This is a genomic window from Gimesia chilikensis, assembly GCF_008329715.1.
GTDB lineage: Bacteria > Planctomycetota > Planctomycetia > Planctomycetales > Planctomycetaceae > Gimesia > Gimesia chilikensis.
Genome location: NZ_VTSR01000027.1, coordinates 1 through 1,076, shown reverse-complemented (window position 1 = coordinate 1,076; position 1,076 = coordinate 1). Strand labels below are relative to the sequence as shown.

Annotated in this window: 1 pseudogene; it reads right to left on the bottom strand. The window is 50.8% G+C overall.

From position 1 onward, the window contains the following. A pseudogene (locus FYZ48_RS25015) lies at window positions 1-1,076 on the bottom strand (EF-hand domain-containing protein); the annotation flags it as partial.

The following is a 1,076-nucleotide window of genomic DNA, read 5'->3' as shown; positions in this document are numbered from 1 at the left end:
AGTTCTGCGATGGGATCAGGGACCGCGGCCCGTTTCTCTGCTGAGAAAATATCAGGCATACATTTATATTCAGCAAAGGAAAGCCGTCCGTTCGCGTTAAAGTCGCATACCTGAAAATTACGCTTCCGTAGTGCGGGGCTCAGATTGGCGACAAGCGGCGTATATTCTTCGAGGGTGAGTTCCTGGTCCTGGTCCCTGTCGCAGGCGGCAAACGCGTTTTCGGGAGACATTTTGGTGGTGTCAATCTGAAACTCAAACTCGTCGAGTTCCAACTGACCATTTTTATTTCGATCAAAACGGGTAAACAGTTCCCAGGCCAAACCGATAACCTGTGGAGAGGGTTCGACATAAAATTCCTGCCAGGAGAGCTTCGCGTCATGGTTTAGATCTTTTCGACCATAGACCCGCATCGTCACATAACTGATGCCTACGGGAGACAGACGGAATTCGGTTAATGAAAATTTACCATCGCCGTCAGAATCGAAGGCTGCCAGCCCTTGAGGCAAACGCAGGGGAGTCGCATCGTTGGAATTGAATTTCAGGAGTTCATCCGAGCTCAGGAATCCGTCCAGATCACGATCGCGGCTTAAAAAGTATTCAAACTCATCGATGTTTGTGTTCCGGGAAGTCGTCATTTCCTGAAAGCTCAGAAAGCCATTCTGATCTGCATCCATCCCGTTAAACAGTTCCAGCACCTCTTTTTCAGGAAGGCGAATCGAAGGCACATATTCCTCTTTAGACAGGCGTTGATCGTGGTCTTGATCAGTGGGAAGAATGTAAGAGCGGTAGAGGACCCGTCCCCGATTGTCTCGCAAAGGCGCTCCGTTGATATGCTTGATGCCAAAAGCCACATCAACTAATTGCTCTGCTTCTGTTCCGGAAACCAGACCGTTCTGATCCGCATCCCACACCTGAAAATCCAGTCCTGCCAGCGGAGGCAGCTGTTTTTGAAGTGCGGTCAGAGGCCATTCTTCCGGGGATAGCTGCCCGTCTGAATTCTGATCGGCGGCCTGTTGAATCGTTTGCCAGGTCTGGTGGGCCTGTTTTGCCAGGTCGGCGATCGGATCGGGAATCGC